This is a genomic window from Halopseudomonas oceani (assembly GCF_963677335.1).
In the GTDB taxonomy this organism is placed as follows: domain Bacteria; phylum Pseudomonadota; class Gammaproteobacteria; order Pseudomonadales; family Pseudomonadaceae; genus Halopseudomonas; species Halopseudomonas oceani.
On record NZ_OY781932.1, the window covers coordinates 1,432,584 to 1,456,324 of the forward strand.

The 23,741-nt window shown below is 61.0% G+C and carries 17 protein-coding genes and 1 pseudogene; 14 read left to right on the forward strand and 4 right to left on the reverse strand.

What is annotated here, in order from left to right:
• Positions 1 to 71 precede the first annotated feature (71 nt).
• From ACKPCU_RS06810 to ACKPCU_RS06825, 4 genes are read left to right on the forward strand one after another with little or no spacing between them, the layout of a single operon-like run.
• The gene (locus ACKPCU_RS06810) at positions 72 to 1,325 is read left to right on the forward strand and encodes an aspartate aminotransferase family protein (RefSeq protein ID WP_321350885.1); all 1,254 of its coding nucleotides are present in this window, start codon (positions 72 to 74) and stop codon (positions 1,323 to 1,325) included.
• A complete protein-coding gene (locus ACKPCU_RS06815) occupies positions 1,322 to 2,269 on the forward strand; it encodes a D-2-hydroxyacid dehydrogenase (protein WP_321350887.1) in 948 nt (315 codons plus the stop codon). The genes ACKPCU_RS06810 and ACKPCU_RS06815 overlap by 4 nt, the downstream gene beginning before the upstream one ends.
• A 37-nt stretch (positions 2,270 to 2,306) precedes the next feature.
• Positions 2,307 to 3,725: an amidase gene (locus ACKPCU_RS06820; RefSeq protein WP_104736900.1), complete on the forward strand. Its 1,419-nt coding sequence runs from the start codon at positions 2,307 to 2,309 to the stop codon at positions 3,723 to 3,725.
• 4 nt (positions 3,726 to 3,729) lie between these two features.
• The gene (locus ACKPCU_RS06825) at positions 3,730 to 4,935 is read left to right on the forward strand and encodes a pyridoxal phosphate-dependent aminotransferase (RefSeq protein ID WP_104736901.1); all 1,206 of its coding nucleotides are present in this window, start codon (positions 3,730 to 3,732) and stop codon (positions 4,933 to 4,935) included.
• A gap of 461 nt (positions 4,936 to 5,396) precedes the next feature.
• Here the strand turns inward: ACKPCU_RS06825 and ACKPCU_RS06830 are convergent, their stop codons facing one another.
• Both ACKPCU_RS06830 and ACKPCU_RS06835 read right to left on the reverse strand, forming a co-directional pair.
• Positions 5,397 to 6,593, reverse strand: a complete 1,197-nt coding sequence (locus ACKPCU_RS06830; protein WP_321350889.1) for a CaiB/BaiF CoA transferase family protein — start codon at positions 6,591 to 6,593, stop codon at positions 5,397 to 5,399.
• A 65-nt stretch (positions 6,594 to 6,658) separates the two neighbouring features.
• The gene (locus ACKPCU_RS06835; protein ID WP_321350890.1) at positions 6,659 to 7,975 is read right to left on the reverse strand and encodes a methyl-accepting chemotaxis protein; all 1,317 of its coding nucleotides are present in this window, start codon (positions 7,973 to 7,975) and stop codon (positions 6,659 to 6,661) included.
• Between the two features lie 163 nt (positions 7,976 to 8,138).
• Between ACKPCU_RS06835 and ACKPCU_RS06840 the strand changes: the two genes are divergently transcribed.
• A complete protein-coding gene (locus ACKPCU_RS06840) occupies positions 8,139 to 9,050 on the forward strand; it encodes a DUF808 domain-containing protein (protein WP_321350892.1) in 912 nt (303 codons plus the stop codon).
• Positions 9,051 to 9,052: 2 nt separating this feature from the next.
• Here the strand turns inward: ACKPCU_RS06840 and ACKPCU_RS06845 are convergent, their stop codons facing one another.
• A complete protein-coding gene (locus tag ACKPCU_RS06845) occupies positions 9,053 to 10,132 on the reverse strand; it encodes a sensor domain-containing diguanylate cyclase (protein ID WP_321350894.1) in 1,080 nt (359 codons plus the stop codon).
• A gap of 78 nt (positions 10,133 to 10,210) precedes the next feature.
• Positions 10,211 to 10,549, reverse strand: a pseudogene (locus ACKPCU_RS06850) (hypothetical protein); the annotation flags it as partial.
• Here ACKPCU_RS06850 and ACKPCU_RS06855 point away from each other — a divergent pair.
• The 9 genes from ACKPCU_RS06855 to recJ all read left to right on the forward strand — a co-directional run bounded on the left by ACKPCU_RS06855 (position 10,507) and on the right by recJ (position 23,661).
• Complete coding sequence (locus ACKPCU_RS06855) at positions 10,507 to 11,004, forward strand: MgtC/SapB family protein (protein ID WP_321350896.1); 498 nt, start codon at positions 10,507 to 10,509, stop codon at positions 11,002 to 11,004. The pseudogene ACKPCU_RS06850 and the gene ACKPCU_RS06855 sit on opposite strands and share 43 nt — an antisense overlap.
• Positions 11,005 to 11,244: 240 nt before the next feature.
• Complete coding sequence (gene bacA / locus ACKPCU_RS06860; RefSeq protein ID WP_104736905.1) at positions 11,245 to 11,865, forward strand: biofilm formation regulator BacA; 621 nt, start codon at positions 11,245 to 11,247, stop codon at positions 11,863 to 11,865.
• 14 nt (positions 11,866 to 11,879) lie between these two features.
• On the forward strand, positions 11,880 to 12,575 hold the full coding sequence (locus tag ACKPCU_RS06865; protein WP_321350899.1) for a PspA/IM30 family protein: 696 nt from the start codon (positions 11,880 to 11,882) through the stop codon (positions 12,573 to 12,575).
• Between the two features lie 31 nt (positions 12,576 to 12,606).
• Positions 12,607 to 13,248 (forward strand): hypothetical protein, encoded by a 642-nt coding sequence (locus ACKPCU_RS06870; protein ID WP_321350901.1) that lies wholly within the window; start codon positions 12,607 to 12,609, stop codon positions 13,246 to 13,248.
• Between the two features lie 54 nt (positions 13,249 to 13,302).
• On the forward strand, positions 13,303 to 15,351 hold the full coding sequence (locus ACKPCU_RS06875; RefSeq protein ID WP_321350903.1) for a flotillin family protein: 2,049 nt from the start codon (positions 13,303 to 13,305) through the stop codon (positions 15,349 to 15,351).
• Between the two features lie 71 nt (positions 15,352 to 15,422).
• Positions 15,423 to 20,639 (forward strand): DNA repair ATPase, encoded by a 5,217-nt coding sequence (locus ACKPCU_RS06880; RefSeq protein WP_321350905.1) that lies wholly within the window; start codon positions 15,423 to 15,425, stop codon positions 20,637 to 20,639.
• The gene (locus ACKPCU_RS06885) at positions 20,639 to 21,322 is read left to right on the forward strand and encodes a phospholipase D-like domain-containing protein (protein WP_104736910.1); all 684 of its coding nucleotides are present in this window, start codon (positions 20,639 to 20,641) and stop codon (positions 21,320 to 21,322) included. Before ACKPCU_RS06880 ends, ACKPCU_RS06885 begins: the two co-directional genes overlap by 1 nt.
• A 64-nt stretch (positions 21,323 to 21,386) precedes the next feature.
• Positions 21,387 to 21,926, forward strand: coding sequence for a YaeQ family protein (locus ACKPCU_RS06890; RefSeq protein ID WP_104736911.1), 540 nt, complete (start codon positions 21,387 to 21,389; stop codon positions 21,924 to 21,926).
• A 4-nt stretch (positions 21,927 to 21,930) separates the two neighbouring features.
• Positions 21,931 to 23,661 (forward strand): single-stranded-DNA-specific exonuclease RecJ, encoded by a 1,731-nt coding sequence (gene recJ / locus ACKPCU_RS06895; RefSeq protein WP_321350908.1) that lies wholly within the window; start codon positions 21,931 to 21,933, stop codon positions 23,659 to 23,661.
• The last annotated feature ends 80 nt before the right edge of the window (positions 23,662 to 23,741 follow it).

Consider the following 23,741-nt stretch of genomic DNA (forward strand, 5'->3'; position numbering starts at 1 on the left):
GAGCTCGCTCTGCGGGCTGCTGGCCGATCAGATACGGGCTCCGGCCCGCCGAAAGGACAGGAGAGATGGCTATGCACCATTTGTCACCGCTACTCAAGCAGGCCAGCCAGGTCTGTGTCGATCACGGCGAAGGCAGCTGGCTGGTTGATACCGACGGCCGCCGCTATCTGGACTTTACCTCCGGCATTGGTGTGACCAGCACCGGCCATTGCCATCCGACCGTGGTGGCGGCGGCGCAGGCGCAGGTCGGCCGCGTGATTCATGCCCAGTACACCACGGTGGCGCATCGGCCGATGCTGGAACTGACCGATGCGCTGGCCGAGCGCATGCCTGAGAGCATCGACTCGGTGGCCTTTGCCAATTCCGGCTCCGAGTCGGTCGAGGCGGCCCTGCGCCTGGCGCGGCAGGCCACCGGACGGGCCAATATCATCGTGTTTGACGGCGGCTTTCACGGTCGCACCATGGCGGCCGCCTCCCTCACCACCTCCGGCACCAAGGTGCGGACCGGCTTCCACCCCATGATGGCCGGGGTCGAGGTGTCGCCCTTCCCGCATGCCTATCGCTATGGCTGGACCGAGGAAGAGGCTACCGCGTTTGCCCTGCGCGAGCTGGACCACATTCTGAAAACCCGCACTGCGCCCAGCGACACCGCCGCCATGCTGATCGAGCCGGTGCAGGGCGAATTTGGTTATTACCCGGCCAACAAGGCGTTCATGCAGGGGCTGGCCGAACGCTGCCGGCAGCACGGCATTTTGCTGATCTGCGACGAGATTCAGGCCGGCTATGGCCGCACCGGACGGTTCTGGAGCCACAGTCACTTTGACGTCACCCCGGATATCGTGATCACCGCCAAGGGCCTGGCCAGCGGCTTTCCGCTGTCGGCCATTGCCGCTTCCGAAGCCCTGATGAGCAAGGGCCTGGCCGGTTCACAGGGCGGCACCTATGGCGCCAACGCGGTGGCCTGTGCGGCGGCGCTGGCGACGCTGGAGGTGATCGACAGTGAGCAGCTGGTCGAGAACGCCGCCCGCCAGGGCGAGCTGCTGAATGAGCGCCTGCACGGGCTGAAAGAACGCTTCCCGATGATCGACACCCTGCGCGGCAAGGGACTGATGCTGGGGATGGAGATTGCCGATGACTTCCGCACCCCGCGCGGTGATCTGGCCGCCCGGCTGACCAGCGCGGCGGAGGAGCAGGGGTTGCTGCTGCTGCGCTGCGGCACCGAGGGGCAGATCGTTCGCTGGCTGCCGCCGCTGACGGTCAGTAGTGCGGAAGTTGACGAGGCGGTTGCCCGCTTCACCCGGGCAGTAGAGCAGGTGGCGGCATGACCCGCGCGCTGGTACTGGTTGCGCCCGGCGAAGCGCCGCTGCCGGGGCTGGATGATCTGCCAACCACGGTAGAGCTGCGCACGGTCAGCAGCGAGTCTGATCTGCGTACCTATCTGCCGCAGACCGATGTGCTGGTAGTGACGGATTTTCGCACCGACCTGCTTGAACGCTGCTGGCCGGCTGAACACCGCATTCGTTGGGTGCATGCGACCAGTGCTGGCGTTGATGCGTTGATGTTTCCGGCGCTTTGGGACAGCGATGTGCTGCTGACCAACGCGCGCGGCGTGTTTGATCTGGGCATTGCCGAGTACGTGCTGGGTGCGGTGCTGATGCATGCCAAGGACAGCTTCGGCAACCTTGCCTTGCAGCGCCAGCAGCGCTGGCAGCACCGGGAAACCCGGCTGGCGGCCCGGCAGCGGGCGCTGGTGATCGGCGCCGGGTCCATTGGCAGCGAGGTGGCGCGGCTGCTGTCGGCGCTGGATATCGAGGTGACCGGTATCGCCCGGACCGCCCGCAGCGCCGAACACTTCAGTCGCGTACTGGCCAGTGAACAACTGGATAAGGCGTTGCCCGAGGCTGACATTGTGGTGATTACCGCACCGCTGACCGACGCCACGCGCGGCCTGATCAACCATGATCGGCTGGCGCGCATGCGCGCTGATGCGCTGCTGGTCAACGTCGGGCGCGGTGCCATCGTGGTGACAGATGATCTGGTCGCGGCCTTGCAGGCCGGCCAGCTGGGCGCCGCCGTGCTGGATGTGGTTGATCCTGAGCCGCTGCCAGCGGGGCATCCTTTGTGGGAACTGCCTAATGTCATGTTGTCTGCCCACATGGCCGGTGATTTCATCGGTTGGCGACAGGCACTGGGAGAACAATTTCTGGCCAACCTGCAGCGCTGGTTGGCCGATGAGCCCCTGTTGAACCGGGTTGGCAGGGGGAAGTAGCGCTCGGCGAGGGCGCGTTGGCACTGAGGAGACGAGCATGTCCGATGAAATTCTGGCAATGACGGCGATGCAGTTGCGTGAGCATTTTTCCAACCGGCAGCTGTCGCCGGTCGAGGTGGCCAGTGCCATGCTCGACCAGATCGAGCGTGTCGACAGCCACACCAATGGTTTTTGTCTGGTTGACCGCGAAACCACGCTGGCGCTGGCGCGGGCGTCGGAGCAGCGTTATGTCGAGGGGCGCGTGCAGGGCGTGTTGGACGGCATTCCGGTGGCAGTCAAGGATGTTTTCCTCACGCCGATGTGGCCGACACTCAAAGGCTCTCATACCGTTGATCCGCAGAGCACCATGGACAAGACCGGCGCCTGCACTGCTGCGCTGGCGCGCCACGGTTACGTACCCATCGGCAAGACCACAACGCCTGAACTGGGTTGGAAAGGGGTCACCGACAACCCGGTTAATGGTGTTACCAACAACCCCTGGAACCCGCAGAAGACCTCGGGCGGCTCCTCCGGTGGCAGCGGGGTAGCGGTGGCGCTGGGCATGGCGCCGCTGGCGCTGGGAACCGATGCCGGTGGTTCCATCCGCATTCCATCGGCCTTCTGCGGCATCGTTGGCCTCAAACCCTCGTTTGGTGAGGTGCCGCACTGGCCCTCCAGTCCTTTTGGCACGCTGGCTCATGCCGGTCCGATGACCTGGACGGTAGAAGACTGCGCCCTGATGATGAATGTGCTGTGCGAAGCGGACCACCGTGATACCAATGCGGTACCCCGGCGCGGTATTGACTACCTGGCTGAGCTGAGCGGTGGCGTGAAAGGGCTAAAAATCGCCTACAGTCCGAACCTCGGGTACGTGGATGTCGACCCCGAAGTTGAGGCGGCGGTCGCTCAGGCAGCCCGGGTGTTTGCCGAACTGGGTGCCGAGGTGGTGCGGGTTGACCCCGGATTCAGTGATCCGCTGGCGGCATTCGGTCACTTGTTCTACGGCGGCGCGGCCAATGCCATTCGTGACTTGGGACCGAAAAAACGCGCCGTGATGGACCCGGAACTGGTCAAGGTAGCGGAAAAGGCGGCCCGTTTGAGCATGCTGGATTACATGGGCGCCATGAACGAATCGATGGCACTGCGTGAACGTATGGCGGCGTTCCATCAGAAGTACGACCTGCTGCTCACCCCGACCCTGCCGCTGACCGCCTTCAAGACCGGACGCGAGGTGCCGGAGGACTGGCCCAGCACACGCTGGCCGACCTGGACCCCTTTTACCTACCCGTTCAACATGACCGGCCAGCCGGGGCTGTCGGTACCCTGCGGCTTTGACAGCCAGGGGCTGCCCATTGGTCTGCAACTGGTGGGCGCGCGCTTCAATGATGCGCTGGTGCTGCGCGCAGGCCACGCCTATCAGCAGGCTGCACCGTTAACCGACCGTCGGCCAGCGCTGTTTGCTGGCGCCAAGGAGTGATGCCATGGCACTGGGAAGCTCCGATATTGATCTGTATGAATCCGAGGATCCAATCTGGAATCCGGCACTGCTGACCATCCCCATCCCGGGGATTCGCAAGATGGTAAACCTGGCTTCCAGTCTGGATGATGTCATCCATCTGTCTATCGGTCAGCCAGATCTGCCGGCGCCGGACGTCGTGGTTGAAGCGTCGATTGAGGCGCTGCGCGCCGGGCAGACCGGCTACACCATGGATGCCGGCATGCCCGAACTGCTGGAATCGTTGGCGGAGTATTACAGCGAGCGCTATCAGCGGCCGTTGACGCCGGATAACATCATGGTCACCACTGGCGCGACTGAGGCGATCTATCTCGCGCTGACGGCGGTGGCAGCACCTGGTCGCCATTTTATCGTGCCGGATCCGGCGTTCATGCTCTATGCGCCGCTGATTCGCATGAACGGTGGCGAGGTGACCGAAATCACCACCCGCGCAGAGAACAACCACCAGCTTGATCCGCAGGAAGTGATCGACGCCATTGAGCCGCACACCCATGCCATCGTGCTCAACTCGCCAAGTAACCCAACCGGCACGCTGTATCCGCGCGAAACGCTGGAGGCGATTCTGGAGGAGGCGGCGTATCGCGGTATCCACGTCATCAGCGATGAGGTCTATGACCACCTGATCTACGATGGGCGTGAGTATCCGTCGGTGCTGTCGTGCTGCAGCGATCTGGATCACGTCATGGTGGTCAGCAGCTTTTCCAAGACCTACAGCATGGCGGGCATGCGCATCGGCTGGCTGATCGGCAGTCAGGCGGCGATCAAGAAGTTGCGGCGCTATCACATGTTCACGACGACGGTCGCCAACACGCCGTTCCAGTGGGCGGGGGTGGCGGCCTTGCGCAGTGGTGGTGCCTTTATCGAGCAGATGCTCAGTGAGTACACCCGGCGCCGGGATCGGTTGGTGGAGCTGGTAGAGCAGACGCCGCACCTGACCGGGTACAAGCCCGAAGGCGCTTTCTATTTGTTTCCGTCGCTGCCGGAAGGGGTGAACGGCACCAATGTGGCGCTGCGGCTGTTGAAGGAAACCGGGGTGTGCACCATTCCCGGCGAGACCTTCGGCAACAGCTGCAGCAATGCCTTGCGGCTGAGCTACTCGACCTCGCTGGAGCGGATTGAGCAGGCGTTCGAGCGGATTATTCCGTGGATGGAGAAGCAGGATTTTGATTAGGGGCTGGGTTCTAAGCCGGTTAATCACCGCTTAGGGTGGGGATTCCGGCTGGCCTTTTCGTCACGCTTGCGCACTTGAGCGTAGGTGGTTTCTGGGCGGCGCTTCCTGTATCGCGTTGTTGTCTAATCAGCTTTTCGCCTTTACGGCGAGCCAAGGGGGGGAGCGCTTGCCCGCCCCCCCCCCCCTCGGGCACCCGGCTACGCGGCCCTTCGGGTTCGCTGCGTTGCTCGGCTTGGCAGGGGCCGGCAGAACTCGGCTCTGCGAGCCTCAAACAGGCTGCCGTCCTGTTTCCTGCCAACCCTGCGCTACTCGCCCGCGTAAACGGGACGAAACGCAGGTGCGCACTCCACCATTCGAGCCTTGCAAGTTATCTCGGGTTTAAAACTTGATCGCTCCCACACTCTGCGTCCGAGCACGTAGACGGCACGACAAGTGCGTTGTGCGTCTCTGCTTATGTACCGCTAAATCGCGCCGCGCCCACGCAGCTCGGCAATCTGTGCCTCGTCGTAGCCAAGCTGGCGCAGAATGCTGTCAGTGTGTTCGCCCAGTGCTGGCCCGGTCCATTCGGCGCTGCCGGGGGTGTCCGACAGTTTGGGCACGATGCCCGGCATCTTGAACGGCTTGCCGTCGGGCAGGGTGGCGTTGAGGAACATTTCGCGGGCCAGGTATTGCGGGTCGGTGAACATGTCGGCGGCTGAATAGATTTTACTGGCGGGGACTTCGGCCTGCTCCAGCATCTGCAATACCTGCTCCTGCGGCAGGCTGGCGGCCCAGCGGTCAATCAGCGCGTACAGCTCGTCGCGTCTGGCGTCACGGCCGGCATTGTCGGCCAGGGTCGGGTCGTCGGCCAGGTCGTCACGGCCAATGGCGCGCATGAAACGCTGGAAGATGGCATCGCCGTTGGCGCCGATCTGCACTGCCTTGCCGTCGCTGCAGGTGTGGATGGAGGAGGGGGTGATACCGGGCATGATGTTGCCGGTGCGCTCGCGCACAAAGCCCATCACGTCGAACTCGGGCACCATGCTTTCCATCATCGCGAAGACGGCTTCGTACAGCGCGACGTCGACGATCTGACCCTTGCCCTGATTGACCTCCCGGTGCCGCAGCGCCATCAGTGCGCCAATCACGCCCCAGAGCGCGGCGATGGAATCGCCGATGGAAATGCCGGTACGTACCGGCGGGCGGTCCTCGAAACCGGTGATGTAGCGCAGCCCGCCCATGGACTCGCCCACCGCTCCGAAGCCCGGTTGGTCTTTCTGAGGGCCGGTCTGACCAAAACCGGATAGCCGCACCATGACCAGCCCCGGATTGAGTGCGTGCAAGGTATCCCAGTCCAGCCCGAGCTTTTCCAGTGTGCCGGGCCGAAAGTTCTCGATCAGGATGTCGGCATCGCCGAGCAGTTGCTTGAGTACATCGAGGGCCTCGGGATCTTTCAGGTTGAGGGTCAGCGACTGCTTGTTGCGGGCCTGCACAAACCACCACAGCGAGGTGCCCTCGTAGAGCTTGCGCCACTTGCGCAGCGGATCACCGCCGTTGGGCGACTCGACCTTGATGACCTCGGCGCCGAACTCGGCACAGATGCGCGCGGCAAAGGGGCCGGCGATCAGTGTACCGAGTTCGATGACCTTGAGGCCGGCGAGGGGTTTGGCAGCATTCATGCGGGCTCCGGGTGCGGTGGTTGGGCCGCCAGTGTAGGACAAAGGCGGCGGCCGCGGAACGCTGCTCAGTCCTTGATGGCTTCGGCGAATTGGCCGATGGCATCGACCACCCGCTGCGCCTCGTCGCGGATCTCCAGCATCACCTCACCGGCTCGGTTGGCCAGCACCACGCCCTGTTCCGATTTGCTGCGGCTGCCGGCCATGCCATCGACCGCGCTGTGTGCCAGTTCCATATTCTGTTGCACCACCTCGTTGATCTCCAGTGTCGCCTGAGCCGTGCGGGCAGCCAGGTTGCGCACTTCGTCGGCGACCACGGCGAAGCCGCGACCCTGCTCGCCGGCGCGGGCCGCTTCGATGGCAGCGTTTAGGGCCAGCAGGTTGGTCTGATCAGCGATGCCGCGGATCACCTGCACGATGCTGTTGATCTGCTCTGACTGGCTGTTCAGTGCGTTGATGTGCCCGGAGACACTGTCCAGTTCGTCGGCAATGGAGCGGACTACGTCAACCGCTTCCTCTACTGTCGCGGCGCCGGTGCGGGCGCTTTCATCTGTTTCTGCGGCGATCTCGAAGGCGAGCTGGGCTGCGGCAGATTCGGCGTTGCGCCGCTCGACTTGGGCGGTGATGTCACTGGCAAACTTGACGAAGCCATACAGCTTGCCGTTGGCGTCGTAGAGCGGATTGTAGGTTGCACGCAGCCAGATGGTGTGGCCGCTGCGGGTGACGCGCTGGAAAATGTCCGAGAGAAACTCGCCTCGATTCAGTCGTTGCCAGGCCTGCTCGTACTGTTGGCTGCTGGCGACTTCCGGGCTGCAGAACATCCGGTGGTGCTTGCCTTTGATTTCATCCAGGCGGTACCCCATGGCCTGCAGGAAGTTATCGTTGGCGGTGACGATTTCGCCGTCCTGGGTGAATTCGATCACCGCCATTGACCGGTTGATGGCATTCAACAGACTTTGATGTTGCTGTTCGGCTTGTACTTCCCGGGTAATGTCGAACGCCAGTTTCACGACTTTTGATACCTGGCCTGCGGCGTCGATGACGGGGATATAGCTCGCCTCCAGCCAAACCGTATCGCCGCCCTTGGCGATACGGCTGAAGCGGTCACTGAAGCTCTCGCCGCTGGCCAGACGCTGCCAGAAGCGGCGATATTCGTTACTGTTGACCAGTTCCGGTGCGCAGAACAGGCTGTGCCTGCGGCCACGAACGTCCTCAAGCTGATAGCCGACAACGTTCAGGAACGCGGTGTTGGCATCGAGAATCTCGCCCTCTGGGGTGAATTCGATCCAGGCGATGTTCTTGCGGATTGCATTGAGGATGTGCGATTGGGTTGCGAGCAGTTGCTGACTGTGCTGAAGCTCTGCTTTAAGGCGTGCTCCGAACATGACAACCTCTTGGTAGCGCGGATAGGGGCAGATGAATGCAGGATATAGCTGCATCGGCCTACGGGCTCTGGACTTGAGTCGGCAGGGCCGCATTGGGTCAGATTTTTTTTCGCCGACAGGGTCTATGATCGGCGTACGATACGGGATTGATCAGGAGGATGACTTGGCTACCAGTTTGCTTGTATTGCTCGACGATATTGCGTCGGTGCTGGATGATGTTTCGGTTATGGGCAAGGTTGCGGCCAAGAAGACGGCCGGTGTTTTGGGTGATGATCTGGCGCTTAACGCCCAACAGGTTACCGGTGTTCGGGCTGAGCGGGAGCTGCCGGTGGTGTGGGCGGTGGCCAAGGGATCGTTTCGCAACAAACTCATTTTGGTCCCGGCTGCGCTGCTGATCAGCGCGGTCGCACCCTGGGCTATTACGCCGTTGCTGATGCTGGGCGGTGCCTTCCTCTGTTATGAGGGCGCAGAAAAGCTGGCGCATCGTTTTCTTCACGACACAGCGGCAGAGCACAAGCAATCGCTTGAAGTCCTGCAGGATGAGAGCGTGGATGTGGTTGCGTTTGAGAAGGCCAAAATTGCGGGGGCAATCAGAACGGATTTTGTCCTGTCGGCCGAGATTATTGCGATTACTCTGGGTACGGTGGCGGAAGCCGATCTGATCCGTCAGTTGGTGGTGCTGTCGGGGATTGCGATTGTCATAACCATCGGTGTTTATGGTCTGGTTGCCGGCATCGTCAAACTGGATGACGGTGGCCTTGCTCTGACGCGCAAGGATAGCCCACTGCTGCAACGGCTGGGGCAGGGCATCCTCAGGGCTGCACCTTGGCTGATGAAGACGCTGTCTGTGGTTGGAACGGCAGCGATGTTCATGGTTGGCGGCGGCATCCTGGCGCACGGCTTATCGGTGGTCCATCACTGGATCGAGAGCAGCGCGGAACGGTTGGGTGAACTGCCGTATCTGGGAATGCTGCTGGACGGGATAATGCCGACGCTGCTCAACGCCGGGTTTGGGATCGTTGTTGGCGCAGTGCTGGTGGGTGCGTTCACCCTGATTGGACGGTTGCGCGGCTGAGATCAGCTTTGCAGCAGGTGGGCGTGGGTAGTCAGGTCTTCACCCAGTCGATATTGGTTGTTGCCGCTGCGTTTTGCCGCATACATGGCCAGGTCGGCCGCATGGATCAGCTTGTCCATGGTGGCGGCGTGGTCTGGGAACATGGCGATACCGAGGCTGCTGCCGACCCGGTAGTCGCGCCCCTGCAGTGTCATGGCTGGCGTGAGGCTGGCAAACAGCTTTTCGCAGATCTGATGCGCTTCGTCGCTGACCTTGGTGTGGCGCGATAGTCCCTCCAGCAGTACCACGAATTCATCGCCTCCCAGCCTGGCAACCATGTCCGAGCTGCGAACGGCGCTGCGCAGACGTTTGGCAACCTCCAGCAGTACTTCGTCACCCGTTGCATGACCGTGTTGGTCGTTAATCGCCTTGAAGTTATTAAGGTCGATAAATACCAGTGCCAGCCGCGTTTGCTGCGTTCTGGCCAGTCCCAGAGAGGCCTCCAGCCGCTGCTCAAGCATCAGGCGGTTGGGTAGGCCGGTCAGCGGGTCTTGGTGAGCGCGTTGCTCCAGCTCCCGAGTCGAATGTTTTTCTTCGGTGATATCCCGAACGACGCCCATCATCTTGACCGGCTGACCCTGTTCGTTTTTCACCACGTTACCGGTCTCCCGCACCCAGTGCACGCTGCCGTCGGGCCAGATGACGCGGTATTCCTCGTCGTGATTCTCGCCGGTTTCGATGCAATGCAGTTCGCCTGCCCTGACTCGCTCCCGGTCGTCCGGGTGCACGCTGTTACAGAACAGGCTGTAGGACGGCGTCACCTCTCCCGGTTGATAACCAAACATGCCGTAGATGGCTTCTGACCAGTACAGGCGGTCGGTATCAATATCCCAGTCCCAGGTGCCGATCCGTGCGAAATACTGGCTACGCTTGAAGCGTTCCATTGATTCGCCGCCAGCTTGCATTGCCTGCTCAGGGTGCAGCAATAGAACGTGCTGGTTCCCGATGTCGGCCAGCCGCGTAAGTTCCTGCTGCAGTTTCTGCTGACCGTTGTCCAGCAGGGTTTCTACGCGCTGCAGGGGGGGCGGCAGCGCTGTGAGCATGGGTAGCCAATGCGTTATGGGAGTATTCCGCGGCAGGGGCTGATCGGGGAGGCCAAGCATGCGAGCTGCGGCGGGATTGTGCCAGCGGATGTGCAGCTGGCGGTCCAGTATGAGGAGCCCGTTGGGCGATAGCTTGAGCAATGCCTTGAAGGTGGTTGCCTGTCGCCTGCTGTGCCACACGGCGACGCAAGCAAACAGCAGTGCAAACAGGGCTATGGCGGTTAGCGCAAGGGGCATCGGGTCATCAGGTGAGTGGTCTTTGTCGCAGTATAACGCGGCTGGAGTGGCAAGCCAGTGAATACCGACAATCCGCTGCTGACTGAACCACTGGTGCGGCAGCGACTCACAGTTACACAGGAGTGCAGGAGGGCGCCATGCTTGAGTTGGAGCGGATAATGAGCATCGTCGGCGATACATTGGTTGACGAGTTTTCTGATCTCACGGATGTGGAGCAGGGCACTCGTGTCACGCTGCGGCTGATGTTGGCAGCGCTGCTGGGTGGTCTGCTCGGTCTGGAGCGCGAGCGGCAGGGCAAGGCTGCCGGCGTGCGTACCCATATGCTGGTCTGTCTGGGCGCGGCGCTGTTTGTGCTGGTTCCGGATGTCGGCGGGGCGTTAGACGATGCCATGAGTCGGGTTGTTCAGGGTGTTATTGCCGGTGTTGGTTTTTTAGGGGCGGGCACCATTCTCAAGGGTGATGCGAGTAATCAGGTCAAGGGGCTGACGACCGCGGCTGGTATCTGGTTGACCGCTGCCATCGGCGTGACTATCGGTTTGGGTCATCAGGCGACGGGGCTGCTCTGCGCGGGCTTGGCGCTGGTTATTCTGCATCTGGTGCCGATGCTGTTTCGCTATCCGCAATCGCCTTACTGACAAAGCGCCGAACTGTGCGCGAGTTGTCTTTTCTTAGCCTGACGCAACGCGGGTTGCTGTAGTTAAATAGCCGGTGCACGGATTGTGCCTCCTCTCCTGTTGCCTGGAAGGCCTGCCTCATCTTGATCCCTCTGCTTTTATTGCCTGTTGGCGCCGCGCTTGATGCTGTCCTGAAAACACGCACAAAAACATCACATGTAATTCATTGCTTTGTTACATGTGATGGTCTAGTCTCGCTTCATGGAAAAGAAATCATCTGCTTATTATCAGCGACTTTATCGCCAGCGCCTGCGTGAGCAGGGGCTGGTCAAGAAAGAAGTCTGGATATTGCCCGAGCATGCCTCTGCGCTCATGGCAGTAGAACGCAAGCTGCGCCAGCCGATGGCCCAGCTGGACTCAATGGAGAAGGAGATAGACATGAGCATGCAGCAGGTTTGGACTGCCACAGCGTTGCACAAGGCGTTGAGTGGCACGGAGCTGTTTCAGGGCACGCGAGCGAGCGTCGAGTTAATCGACGGTAGCGACGCCAGTCTGCACGTCACCATGCATGAGTATGGCGATCTGCCGCTTTTTATCGCGGTATTTGGCGAGCAAGTGATTGTTGAGGCGTTACTGTGGCCGACGTCGGATGTGCGTGATCTGCCAGCCTTCAATGAAGAGGTGCTGCGCACCCACAAGCTGTTCCCGTTGTCGAGTATCGGCCTTGAGCGTCTGGCTGATGGTACCGATTGCTACACCATGTTCGGTGCCTTGAGCTCTGGCTCGGCACTGTCTGATGTAGTGTTCGAGATCGAGCTGCTGGCGGACAACGTGATCAAGGCTACCGAAGCCTATGAGAATCATCTGGCGATGCCAGCCTGACAAGGAGAAAGCTGATGAACGTGTGGAGCAAATTGCTGACTGCAATGCGGGGCGGTGCTCAGGAAGCAGGCGAGGCGCTGGTCGATAGCCAGGCCCTGCGTATCCTCGATCAGGAAATTCGTGATGCCGATGCTGAGTTGCATCGTTCTCGCGAAGCGCTGGCCAATATCATGGCCAAGCAGAAGCTGGCTGCCGACAAACTTAGCAAGGTATCGGCGCGTATTGCCGAGTATGAGCAGTACGCCCTGAAGGCGCTCGAGTCGGGCAACGAGGCGCTGGCCCGAGAGGTTGCCGAAAAGATTGCCGGCCTGGAAAACGAGGCAAAACTGGAGTCCGAGCAGGCTGAGGCCTACGCGACCAGCGTGGCGAACCTGCGTCAGGCGGTGCAGCAGGCTGAGGGCAATATCAAGCGACTGAAGCAGCAGGTTGATGTGGTTAAGGCCACTGAAAGCGTGCAGAAAGCACAGCTTGCGGTGTCCCAGCGTTACGGCGGCTCACAGGCCAAGATGCACACGGCACTCGAGTCGCTAGAACGCATCAAGCAGAAACAGGCGGAGCGTGGCGCCCGTATGGAGGCCGCAGCCGAGCTGGCGGTTGAGGGCAGCCCCGACCAGGCGCTGGAAGAGAAATTGCGGGCGGCGGGCATTACGCCGGCTTCCGGCAGCGCAGACAGTGTGCTGGAGCGTCTGAAGCAGCGCTCTGATAGTTAGGTGCTTTGAGCGGTTAGGGAAGGGGATCGGGATGGAGCTTTTCTTTCAGGCGTCGCTGACGTTTCCGGTGGTGGTTTTCAGCTTCATGCTGTGCGTGGCCATGCTGTATTGGCTGACGGTGGCGCTGGGTGCGCTGGATGTTGACGTGCTGGATGCCGGCGGTGACGGCGGCATGGACGACCCGTCCAATGCCGAAGGCCTCGGCGGTCTGCTGATGAAGCTGGGGCTGCATGACGTCCCGGTCACCCTGGTGCTGACGGTGCTGGTGTTCTTTGCCTGGCTGGCCAGTTACTTCACGCAGCTGTTGTTGCTGGGCTGGCTGCCGCTGGGCTTGCTGCGTTATCCCCTGGGGCTGGTGGTCATCGTGCTGGCGCTGGCGGTAGCCGTGCCCGTCACCCGGCTGGTGGTGGCGCCGTTGCGGCCGCTGTTTCGCAAGGCGCTGGGCTCAACCACGCGCTCGCTGCTCGGCCAGGTCGTGGTGGTGAGATCGCCTCTGGTCAGTGATCGGCTGGGCGAGGCGGTGATGGAAGACGGCGGTGCAGGCTTGATCCTGCGTGTGCGAGCGGACCCGGCGCTGGGGTTCAAGCGCGGTGACCGACTGGTCCTGCTGGAATACTTGGAGGCGGAGCACGCCTATCGGGTTATCGGTGAAGACGAATTTAACGGGAAATAGTGCGAGGCGGCACTGTTCGGGTGCTGTGTCGTCCTGCAAAGGAGTTTGAGCGTAATGAGTATGTCCATGGTAATGCCCTTCCTGATCGGGGTTGGCATCGTCTTTTTGCTGATCGTCGGTTTTTTTGTCCTCTTTAATGCGTTCTACATCAAGGTGCCCCAGGGCACGGCGTTGATCGTGAACGACATGAGCTCCACCCCGAAGGTGCACTTCACCGGGGCACTGGTTTATCCGGTGATCTACAAGAAAGAGTTCATGAAAATCTCCCTGTTGACGCTGGAAGTGGACCGGCGCGGCAAGGACGGCCTGATCTGTCAGGATAACCTGCGGGCCGATATCACCGTTGCCTTCTACCTGCGAGTCAATGAGACCCAGCAGGATGTGCTCAAGGTAGCGAAGGCGATTGGCGTTGATCGTGCGTCCGATCGCACGGCGGTCAATGAACTGTTCAATGCCAAGTTCTCCGAAGCGCTAAAGACCGTCGGCAAGAAGTTCGACTTTGTCAGCCTGTTCGAGGAACGTCAGAATTTCCGTGACCGCATCATAGAGGTCATCGGCAACGATCTGAACGGCTACGTGCTGGAAGATGTGGCGATTGACTATCTTGAGCAAACGCCGCGCGTCTCGCTGGACCCAACCAACATTCTTGATGCTCAGGGTATTCGCAAGATTACCGAGCTGACGGCGACCCAGAACGTGATCACCAACGAGCTGGAGCGTAACGAAGAGCTCGCGATCATGAAGAAGAATGTCGAGACGCGTGAGGCGACTTTGTCCCTTGAGCGCCAGCAGGCTGACGCCGAGGCCCGTCAAGAGCGTGAAATTGAAACCATCCGCGCGCGCGAGCAGGCGGAGACCATCAAGGTGCAGGAAGAAGAGCGCCTGAAGGCCGAGCAAGCCCGCATCCAGACCCAGCAGGATCTGGATATCCGTAGCGAAAACCATCACCGGGAAGTCGAAGTGGCTCAGCAGAATCGCCAGCGCGCGGTGGTGATCGAGGTCGAAAAAGTCACCCGTGCCCGTGATCTGGAGGTGGTAGCCCGCGAGCGTGAAGTTGAGCTGCAGCGCATCGAAAAGGAAAAGGCGCTGGAGGAAGAGCGCAAGAATATCGCTGGCGTAATCCGCGAGCGGGTCGCGGTCGAGAAAACCGTGGCGCAGGAAGAAGAGCGCATCAAGGAAGTACGCGAGGTCGCCGAAGCCGATCGCCAGAAACAAGTGCAGGTGCTCAATGCGCAGGCCGAGGCCGAGCAGGAGCTGGTGCGTCAGGTCAAGCAGGCCGAGGCGGACGAAACCAAGTCGCGGCATAAGGCTGTGGAGATGAACAACCTGGCTCAGGCCGAACTCGAGGCTGCAGCCAAAATGTCTGAGGCAGCGAAAAAACGCGCCGAGGGTACTCAGGCTGAAGCCGCCGCCGACGGTCTGGCTGCTGCCCGTGTCCGTGAAGTTACCGCTGCAGCGAAAGAGAAGGAAGGCCTGGCCGAGGCGCACATTCAGTCCGAACAGCTGATCGCGCAAGCCAAAGGTGAGCAGGAGCAGGGGCTGGCGCAGGCTCGGGTGATCGAGGCGCAGGCAGCTGCTCGCGAGAAGGAAGGTCTGGCTGAAGCTAAGGTGCTGGAAGAAAAACTGACCGCGCAGGCTCGCGGGGAAGAGCAGTTGGGTGTGGCCAAGGCACGTGCCGCCAAGGACCTGGGACTGGTCGAGGCCGAAGTGCTGCTGGAGCGCCTGAACGCCGAGGCCGAGGGTCTGGGCAAGAAGTTCTCCGCTTTGGGTGAACTCAGCGACGACGCACGTCAGCACGAAGAATTCCGTATGCAGCTTGAGAAGAGCTTTGATGAAGCAATGGCGGCTATTGCTGCCAACAAGGACATCGCCCGGGATCAGGCGGAAGTCCTCTCTACCGCGCTCGCCAAGGCCAACATTGAAATCGTCGGCGGTGAGGGTGACTTCTTCAATTCCTTCGCCAAGTCGCTGTCGGTTGGTAAAGCGATTGAGGGCGTGGTCGGCAAGAGTCCGGTCGTTCAGGATGTGCTGCAGCGGCTGCTGGCCGGGCGTGGCACTGGTGACATGCCGAACGTGGCCAACAAAGGCGACGCTGAAGCCTGACAGGCTCTTTCGCTTGACGCCCCGGCGCGGCCGGGGTGTCGCATTGCTTAGCAAATTCGGGAATGACGAGGATGTCAGAGTCAGCAGGCGAAGATCAGGCGCAGGGCCTGGTTGATCGGGCTGTAGCTGAAGGCGGTGCCTACGAGGTGCTGCACAAGCGGCTGCTGGAGCAGGGCCGGCAACTTGCCGGTCTGGCCGAGGCGCTGAATGCCCAGCGGCAGCAGGAGTTTGGCAGTCAGCCGATTGAAGTGATTGGTCGCACGCGCGTGCGCACCGAAAACAACTGCATCGCACGCGATATCGCTCAGGTCGGCGGGCTGATGCTGTTCGGCTACAACGTGTTTATCGGGCTCAAGCAGGAAACCCGGGTACAGGACGTTTTCTCCCTTTATCGGTTGGTTCAGCAGGATGGCGAGTACGACGCCCAGCCTGTTGATCTGGCCGGCAGCTTTCTGGCTGAGGCCAGCTTCGTCAACGACTTTGACGAGCTCTATCGCTACTACAAGAACACGCGGCTACTGCAACTGAGCGTGCGTGACGGCAAGTTGCTGGCGGCCTTTCAGATTGGCGAGCGGATCAGCGATGTGCGCGTCTTCCGCTGGTCGGTGTCCGCTGATGGCAGTCAGGTGCGCTACATCGATAACCGCGGTGAGCGTGACATCCAGTTGCCGCGCCCCTTTGATTTTGAGTGGACCGCTGCCGGCCGCGACGCTGTGGTGCAGGGCCGGCACTCGCATTTCAATATTCTCGATACCCTGTTTGTCGACACCCTGGGTGGTGATCTGACTGTCAAGGTAGAGAACAATACCGAGGACGGTCTGGGTATCTACCGCGAGCCGGTCGCCGATAAGACCCAGTCGCTGAATGATGTGCAGATCGAGTACGCCCACCTTGGCACCCTGATTCTGCTGAAGGTGCTGCCGTACCGCGAGGAGCAGTGGCGCTATCTGGTTTTCAATACCCTGACCCGCAAGGTGCAGCGCATCGATGCGATTGGGCAGGCCTGTGTGCAACTGCCGGAAGATCACGGCATCATCTTCCCTGGTGGCTGCTATCTGCAGAGCGGCGATTACCGCACCTTCGATCAGTCGATGGAGGGGATGCGCTTCAAGCGTTCCGTTCGCTCGCCAAACGGAGAGGACGTTCAGTACGTTTTCTACCATCCCGAGCAGGGGCGTTCGGCGCTATTTACCTACAACCTCATCAGCCGCGAGCTGCAGAATCCGCTATTCGGTCATGGTCATGCGCGGCTGGCCGACGGGCGCATGGTCATTTTCTCGTCGGAAGGAGATGAGCCAACCCGCATCCACCCGATGCAGATCTGGCAGACGCCGTTCTACACCGATGAACACGCTGCAGCCCAGCCCCAGCGTGGCGGCTTCTTCGGTCGTATTGGCAACGCTGAACTGGTGCGCGGGGTGTCCGACCTGCTCAGCCTGTCGCGTGAGATAGATAGTGACGAAGTCTCGCTGCAGCGTTATGCGCTGCTCTGTCAGGAGACTCAGCGGCTGTTCGATTCCTATTACTGGCTGAGTGACGATGCCTGTGGCGGCATTGCGCCGCTGCTGCGTCAGATAGCGTCCAGCGCGGCGATGGTGCTGGACGAGTTCGAGAAAGTCGAGAGCATACGACAGCAGTCTGCCAGGGCGATGAACGAGGCCAGCACGCGTCAGCGCGAATTGATGTCCGGACTCTCGACACAGGAATTTACCGAAGTCCAGACTTACGTTGATGCGTTGGGCGCGCTCAATGCACAGCGGGGCAAGCTGCTCACCATTCGCGAGCTTCGTTATATCGATGTTGCTCAGATTGATGAAATGGAAGCGCAGCTGCTCACCGAGCATGAGCGTCTGGCGGCGGAGGTATCCAGCTTCCTGTCGGGCGAGCAGGCGCTGGCTCCGTATCACCAGCAGCTGGAGCAGCTGGATGCCAGTGCCCAGCAGGCAGAGACCGTTACGCAGTTGGCCGAACCGTTGGAGCAGCTGACCGCGATGGCAGCGGGTTTGGACATGCTCTCGGAGCTGATGGCCTCGCTGCGTATTGACGATGCGACCCAGCGTACTCGCGTGGTCGAAGCAATCTCGGAGCTGTATGCCAAGCTCAATCAATCCAAGGCACGGGCAGAGCTGCGTCGCAAGTCGCTTGGTTCGGCCGAGCAGGTGGCGCAATTTGGTGCTCAGTTCAAACTGTTCAGCCAGGCGATTACCAACGCACTGGCGCAGGCGCAGAACCCGGAAGGCTGCGATGAGCAATTGTCCCGTCTACTGGTTCAGCTGGAGGAACTGGAAAGCCAGTTTGGTGGCCATGAGTCTTTCCTGGCTGACATCCTCGACAAGCGTGAAGAGCTGCTGGAAACCTTTGAGAGCCACCGTCAGCGCTTGCTGGATGAGCGTCAGCGTCGCGCCCAGGGACTGCAGGACGCGGCCGTTCGCATTATCGACAGCCTGCCGAGGCGTACCGGTCGGCTGACCGAGCCAGATCTGCTTAATGCCTTCTTTGCGACCGACCCACTGATCCTCAAGTTACGCGAGCTGATCGAGCGCCTGCGTGAGCTGCACGATAACGTCAAGGCCGATGACATTGAAGCGCGGCTCAAGGGCGCTCGCGATCAGGCGGTGCGCGGGTTGCGCGACAAGCGTGAGCTATTCGAAGGGGGCGGCAACGTTATTCGCCTCGGGCCACGTCACCGCTTCAGCGTCAACGCCCAGGAGCTGGACCTGACTCTGCTGCCGCGAGGTGACTCGCTGAGCCTGCATCTGACCGGCACTGATTACTTCGAGCCGTTGGTCAATGATGAGTTGGATGCGCTGCGAGACTACTGGGATGGAGGCCTGTTGTCCGAGTCGCCATTGCTGTACCGGGCGGAGTATCTGGCAGGCGAGGTTATCGCCTTGGCGCAGCGCGCTGAAGCGGGCCTCAGTATGGCGCTATTGCACCAGCAGTTGCTGGAGCCGGAGCAACTGGTTCGCACGCTGCGAGAGGTGGCGACCCCGCGCTACCGGGAAGGCTATGAGAAGGGTATTCATGACCATGACGCTGCGCTGATCCTCGCACAGCTGCTGCCATTGCTTGATAGTGCCGGACTGCTGCGCTTCGACCCGCAGGCGCGGGCGCTGGCGATGTTGTTCTGGGCGCAGAATGTCGATACCGCGCTTATCTCCGGGTGGGCCGAGCGCGCTGCTGCCGTGCTGCAGATTCGGCAGCTGTTCGGTCGCTCGGAAGCGCTGTTGCAGCTGCAGGGTGAGGTTCAGTCTAGCTTGCAGTTGTGGCTTGAGGAGCGACTTGCTGAGGTCGACGCAGTCGTGCTGGAGGCTGGCGCGGCCTGGCTGGTCGAGTGGCTGGCTGAGCCCCAGCCGGTCTGGCAGTTCAGTCGCTATGCTCAGGAGTTGCGCGTCGGGCTGCAAGCGCACCTGTCACCCCTTGGCCTGTGGGATAGTTGCCGGCAAGCCGTTGAGCAATTGGCTGGATCGCCCGGGCAGCAATGGCAGTTTCTGCTGCACTGGTTTGGCGGCTTGTGCGAGCAGGAGGCATTTGCGCCGCTGCGCCGCTACGTGCCGGAAGCGGTTGCGCTTTGTTTGCTTGAATCGCAGGTTCAGGTGACGGTTGCGGAAGTGGATTTGCGCTTTGAGGTCTCCGGCTTGTTGGGTCAGCACCCGCGCGTGCAGGAGGGACGACTGGTGTTGGCGGTCGATGAGTTTTTCAGCCGCTTGCGCCATCACCGTCAGCACTTCCAGCCCGGGCTGGGGCGTTATCAGCAGGTACGTCAGCAGATTCTTGACGAGCAGCGCAAGACTCTGCGGCTATCAGAGTTCAAACCTCGCCCGCTCTCTTCCTTTGTGCGTAACCGGCTGATCAATGACGTCTATCTTGGCGTCATTGGCGATAACCTCGCCAAGCAGATGGGCACGGTAGGAGAGGGGCGGCGTTCGGACCTCAATGGTCTGCTGATGCTGATTTCTCCGCCAGGCTACGGCAAGACCACATTGATGGAATACGTTGCCCACGCCCTGGGCCTGGTATTCATGAAGATCAATGGTCCGGCGCTGGGGCATGAGGTGCGCTCGCTCGATCCGGCACAGGCGCCGGACGCAACGGCGGCGCAGGAGCTGGTCAAACTGAACCTGGCACTGGAGATGGGTAACAACGTGATGCTGTATGTCGACGACATTCAGCATACCCATCCCGAGTTTTTGCAGAAGTTCATCTCGCTCTGTGATGGCACGCGACGCATCGAGGGTGTCTGGAAGGGGCGCACGCGCACCTACGATATGCGTGGCCGCAAGTTTGCCGTGGTGATGGCCGGTAACCCCTATACCGAGTCGGGTGAGGTATTCCGTATCCCCGACATGCTGGCCAACCGCGCTGATATTTATAACCTCGGCGATACCCTGGCTGGCATGCATGACGTCTTTGCCCTGAGCTATATCGAGAACAGTCTGACCTCCAACGCGGTACTGGCGCCGCTGGCTGGCCGCGATCTGAATGATCTTTATCGCCTGGTGGCCAAGGCTGAAGGTAAGCCGTTCTCTGCCAACGAGCTGAGTTATGACTACAGCGCGGCGGAGATCAACGATATGGTCGCCACGCTGCAGCGGTTGATGCAGTTGCGCGACGTGGTGCTGCGGGTCAATCAGCAATACATCGCAAGTGCCGCGCAGGATGACCGGTATCGAACCGAACCGCCGTTCAAGTTGCAGGGCAGCTATCGCAACATGAACAAGCTGGCCGAGAAGGTCTCTGCGGTCATGAACGAGCAGGAGCTGCAGCAACTGATCGATGACCACTACCAAGGTGAGTCGCAACTGCTCACCACTGGCGCCGAAGAGAATTTACTCAAGCTGGCTGAGCTGCGTGGCACCCTGAACGCAGAGCGTGCGGCCCGCTGGGAGCAAATCAAGGCGGACTTCCTGCGCAATCGCGCGATGGGCGGTGATGATGCCGAGGTCGGGCAGCGTGTGGTCGGCCAACTGAACGATCTGGTTCAGAGTGTTCGGGCGTTGGGAGGCAAGCAGGGCAGCGAGGTTGCGGTGCCCTGGGAGGAGCTGCTCGGCGCGCTGGACTCGCTGCACAAGCTGAGTCCCAAGGTGCGGGTGGTGATGCCGCCTAAAGAGCTGATCCAGCAGATGCTGGAAGGCCTGTCCGACAGCATGCGCGCCACGGTCACGCCGCTGGCTGAGGTCATGGATCGGCAGGTGCTGGCTGGACGCGAGGCGCAGACGCAGTTGCTCGACATTGTTCGGCAACTGAAAGTGGTAACCGTGGATGAGCAGGGTGGTGGCGAGCAATGATGGATTTTCAGCAACTGGACCAAGTTCTACGTGACAGCGTGGCTGATCTGCGCTTGAGCAACGAGGAGCGTGTCGAGCTGCGCGAACTGGGTGGTGGTCTTGAACCTGACCGCGTTCGCTTTTTGCGTAACCGGGCCTTTGCGCTAGTGCGCGAACTGGTGGCCGAGCCGGAGAACGTCTTGCCTGCTTTGAAGTGGCTTGAACAGGTGGTCAAGACGCTGGATACCTCGCAGGTCAACGAGGTGCAGGTGGCCAGTGCGCACTTCAGTCCGGGTGAAAGCTGCCGGCGGCGGATTCTGGACCTGTGTAACCAGGTGCGTAACAGCCTGAACATCTGTGTCTTTACTATCTCTGATGACCGTTTGAGTCGCGCGGTGTTGGCCTGTCATCAGCGCGGGGTCAAGGTGCGGATCATCAGCGACCATGAAAAGCAGCACGATATGGGCAGCGACATCGCCATGCTGCGCGATGAGGGTATTCCCCTGCGGGTCGATCCGGGCCCTTATCACATGCACCACAAGTTTGCCCTGTTCGATGACCGGATCCTGCTCAATGGCAGCTTCAACTGGACACGCAGTGCCAGCGATTTCAATCAGGAAAACCTATTGGTGATTGATCACCCACCGCTGGTGGCGGATTACGTACGCGAATTCGAGGGGCTTTGGCAGCGCTTCTCGGTCTGAGCGGTTCTGCGTCGGTGCGGCGGATGCGGTACACTGCCGCCCGGCTTCCCACAGGACCCTCCTCATGGCATTGCAGGCAACCCCCTACAAGGTTCAGCTGAACATTACCGATACCGACCTGGGTGTGTACGAGAACGTGCGCATGACGGTGGCCCGTCACCCGTCGGAGACCGAAGAGCGGCTGGCGGTTCGCCTGCTGGCCTACGCGCTTTGGTATCACGAGCGCCTGACGTTCGGCCGCGGGTTGTCTGATGTCGACGAACCCGCGCTGTGGCTGAAAACTCTGGATGATCGGGTTGAGCACTGGATCGAAGTTGGCCAGCCCGACGCTGAACGCATGACCTGGTGCTCACGTCGTGCCGGGAAGGTGTCGGTGTTGGTCTATGGCAACACCCGTGTGTGGATCAATAAACAGCTTTCTGCCGTCACATCGCTGGCCAACCTGAATGTTGCTGCGCTACCTGACGAGCCGCTGCAGGCGCTGTCCACTGACTTGCCGCGCAGCATCGACTGGGGCGTGATGATCAGCGATGGGGTGCTCTATGTCAGCGACGGTGATCAGCAGCACGAATTGCCGGTCGAGTGGCTTCAGGGCGAGCGTTGAGCTGATGCAGATAGCAACCCGCCCGCTGCCCTCAGCGCTGCCCGCCCTGGGTAATCTGCCGCCATTGTTGACCCGTCTGTACGCTGCCCGCGGCGTGCTCAATGAGGCTGAGCTGGATCGGCGGTTGCAGGCGTTGCTGCCGTTCGACGGTTTGCTCGGTATCGATCGGGCTGTCGCGGTACTGGAACAGGCGTTGCGTGCCCGTCAGTCGATTCTGATTGTCGGTGACTTCGACGCGGACGGCGCCACCGCCAGCAGCGTTGCCGTGCTGGCGCTGCGTATGCTTGGCGCTGGGCGGGTCGATTATCTGGTGCCCAACCGCTTCGAATACGGCTATGGCCTGACCCCGGAAATTGTCGAGGTGGCTCTCACCCGCTCGCCGGACGTGCTGGTGACGGTCGACAACGGCATTTCCAGCATCGATGGCGTTGCTGCGGCCAAGGCCGCCGGTCTGCAGGTAGTGGTCACCGACCATCACTTGCCGGGCGAGCAGCTGCCGGCAGCCGATGCCATCGTTAACCCGAGTCAACCCGGTTGCGGCTTTGCCAGTAAGGCGATGGCCGGCGTCGGGGTGATTTTCTATGTCATGCTGGCGTTGCGTGCGGCGCTGCGTGAAAGCGGCTGGTTTGTCGAAACTGGCCGAGCCGAGCCGAACCTGGCGGAGCTGCTGGACCTGGTGGCCCTTGGCACCGTGGCAGACGTGGTACCGCTGGATGCCAACAACCGGATTCTGGTGCATCAGGGGCTGGCGCGTATTCGTGCCGGCCGTTGCCGACCGGGTATTCGTGCCCTGCTGGAGGTGGCAGGGCGGCCGCGTGAGCGGCTGGTATCCACCGATCTCGGGTTTATTGTTGGTCCGCGATTGAACGCGGCAGGGCGGCTCGACGATATGAGCCTCGGTATTGAGTGTCTGTTGACCGACAACGAATCACTGGCGCTGGATATGGCGCGCGAGCTGGATGGCCTCAACCGCGACCGCAAGGCAATCGAACGCGACATGCAGCAGCAGGCGTTGAAAACGCTTGAAGGCATGCAGCTTGAGGAGGCGGACCTGCCGTTCGGCCTCTGCCTGTACGATGCCGAGTGGCATCAGGGCGTGATCGGCATTCTCGCCTCGCGCCTGAAGGACCGTTTTCATCGCCCGGTAATTGCCTTTGCCGACGCGGGGGATGGGATGGTCAAAGGCTCGGCGCGTTCGGTCAGCGGGCTGCATATCCGCGATGCACTGGATGCGGTAGCGGCGCGTCATCCTGAGTTGATCAGCAAGTTCGGCGGCCACGCCATGGCGGCCGGTCTGTCGCTACGGGAAGCCGATTTTCCGGCCTTTGCCGCGGCTTTTGACGCTGAAGTGCGTCGTCAGCTGGAGGCCGAGGATCTGACCGGGCGGCTGTTGTCCGATGGCGAGCTGGAGGCCGGCGACCTGTCCATGGATATTGCCGCGTCGCTACGCGAGGCGGGACCCTGGGGGCAGCACTTCCCGGAGCCGCTGTTTCATGGCGAGTTTCAGGTGTTGCAGCAACGGCTGGTTGGCGAGCGCCATCTGAAGCTGGTGCTGCGCCTGCCGGGCAGCGCAGAGCCGCTGGATGCGATCGCATTCAATATTGAGCCGCAGCACTGGCCCAATGCAGCCATCAACAAAGTGCTGCTGGCCTATACGCTGGACATCAACGAGTTTCGTGGTCGCCAGAGTCTGCAACTGATGGTTCGTCATATTGAGCCAGCAGATACGGTCTAGCGTACAAAGGGGATTGACCTGCTCTGCGCTTTTGGTTTTCATGCAGTGATACATAGATCGAAAATGCATCACCATTCTTT

What these genes read in the sequence shown, in the direction of transcription:
- ACKPCU_RS06865 (WP_321350899.1), top strand. Translation starts at nt 11,880, where the DNA reads ATGAACGTGTGGAGCAAATTGCTGACTGCAATGCGGGGCGGTGCTCAG.
- ACKPCU_RS06880 (WP_321350905.1), top strand. Translation starts at nt 15,423, where the DNA reads ATGTCAGAGTCAGCAGGCGAAGATCAGGCGCAGGGCCTGGTTGATCGG.
- ACKPCU_RS06885 (WP_104736910.1), top strand. Translation starts at nt 20,639, where the DNA reads ATGGATTTTCAGCAACTGGACCAAGTTCTACGTGACAGCGTGGCTGAT.
- ACKPCU_RS06870 (WP_321350901.1), top strand. Translation starts at nt 12,607, where the DNA reads ATGGAGCTTTTCTTTCAGGCGTCGCTGACGTTTCCGGTGGTGGTTTTC.
- ACKPCU_RS06835 (WP_321350890.1), bottom strand. Translation starts at nt 7,975, where the DNA reads ATGTTCGGAGCACGCCTTAAAGCAGAGCTTCAGCACAGTCAGCAACTG.
- ACKPCU_RS06890 (WP_104736911.1), top strand. Translation starts at nt 21,387, where the DNA reads ATGGCATTGCAGGCAACCCCCTACAAGGTTCAGCTGAACATTACCGAT.
- ACKPCU_RS06825 (WP_104736901.1), top strand. Translation starts at nt 3,730, where the DNA reads ATGGCACTGGGAAGCTCCGATATTGATCTGTATGAATCCGAGGATCCA.
- bacA (WP_104736905.1), top strand. Translation starts at nt 11,245, where the DNA reads ATGGAAAAGAAATCATCTGCTTATTATCAGCGACTTTATCGCCAGCGC.
- ACKPCU_RS06875 (WP_321350903.1), top strand. Translation starts at nt 13,303, where the DNA reads ATGAGTATGTCCATGGTAATGCCCTTCCTGATCGGGGTTGGCATCGTC.
- ACKPCU_RS06820 (WP_104736900.1), top strand. Translation starts at nt 2,307, where the DNA reads ATGTCCGATGAAATTCTGGCAATGACGGCGATGCAGTTGCGTGAGCAT.
- ACKPCU_RS06855 (WP_321350896.1), top strand. Translation starts at nt 10,507, where the DNA reads ATGCTTGAGTTGGAGCGGATAATGAGCATCGTCGGCGATACATTGGTT.
- ACKPCU_RS06830 (WP_321350889.1), bottom strand. Translation starts at nt 6,593, where the DNA reads ATGAATGCTGCCAAACCCCTCGCCGGCCTCAAGGTCATCGAACTCGGT.
- ACKPCU_RS06815 (WP_321350887.1), top strand. Translation starts at nt 1,322, where the DNA reads ATGACCCGCGCGCTGGTACTGGTTGCGCCCGGCGAAGCGCCGCTGCCG.
- ACKPCU_RS06810 (WP_321350885.1), top strand. Translation starts at nt 72, where the DNA reads ATGCACCATTTGTCACCGCTACTCAAGCAGGCCAGCCAGGTCTGTGTC.
- recJ (WP_321350908.1), top strand. Translation starts at nt 21,931, where the DNA reads ATGCAGATAGCAACCCGCCCGCTGCCCTCAGCGCTGCCCGCCCTGGGT.
- ACKPCU_RS06845 (WP_321350894.1), bottom strand. Translation starts at nt 10,132, where the DNA reads ATGCTCACAGCGCTGCCGCCCCCCCTGCAGCGCGTAGAAACCCTGCTG.